Genomic DNA, 678 nt, shown 5'->3' on the forward strand with positions numbered 1-678 from the left:
CTCGCGGGATCGTTCCGCGCAGTCTGCAAGTCAAGCTCGTAAAACCTGATGGCCATTGGCGACTTTTCGCCCGCGAAACTGTGGAGATAGCGATTCAATACGCTGTCGGACCACGGATCGCTGGAGAACGCTATCCACGCGGTCTTAAACAGTTTGGTGTCGATGTTGATGAACGAAGCCGGGACGTCGTGGTCGCGGTGGATGCATCTTTCGCTCAGCGGCTCTGGGACTGCCCGCGGCATGGAAAATGGGTTGAACTGACGCAGCGCCCCTTCGGGCGTCACCTGATAAGCCTGCCACTCTCGCTTGTCGAGCAGCACATAGAGATACCCTTCACGCAGCGTACGCGGCTGATCGAACCGCATCGGTACGGCAGCCAGATCGCCACCGCCGGCAAGCGGCCGCTTGGATGTGGCATTGGGCGTGGGCGCATAGGCCGCTCGCAATGGCAGTATCGGCAGGCCAGTGCGTTCGCAGGCGTTACATGTGCCCGTAGGATTGGGGACAGCATGGCGGATCGCCCAACTCAAGGTCGTGCTGACGCTCATAAGTTCCTTTGCTTGGCGCAGTGTGGCAGTAGGCGGTGATGACCTATCGCCTCAATGCAAACGTTGTGCCAACTCGGAAGCGTCCTTTCCGTTGTTCTTTCTTATCAACTGCTTACGGGTGCTTCACCGC

Annotated in this window: 1 protein-coding gene; it reads right to left on the reverse strand. The window is 58.8% G+C overall.

Annotated features, from left to right (window positions below; all coding sequences use genetic code 11):
- On the reverse strand, positions 1-548 hold a 548-nt coding region (locus HV681_RS27695), incomplete at its 3' end, for a T6SS effector BTH_I2691 family protein (protein WP_302478759.1).
- Positions 549-678: the final 130 nt, after the last annotated feature.

This window comes from Achromobacter animicus, from assembly GCF_902859585.1.
Lineage (GTDB): Bacteria > Pseudomonadota > Gammaproteobacteria > Burkholderiales > Burkholderiaceae_B > Achromobacter > Achromobacter animicus.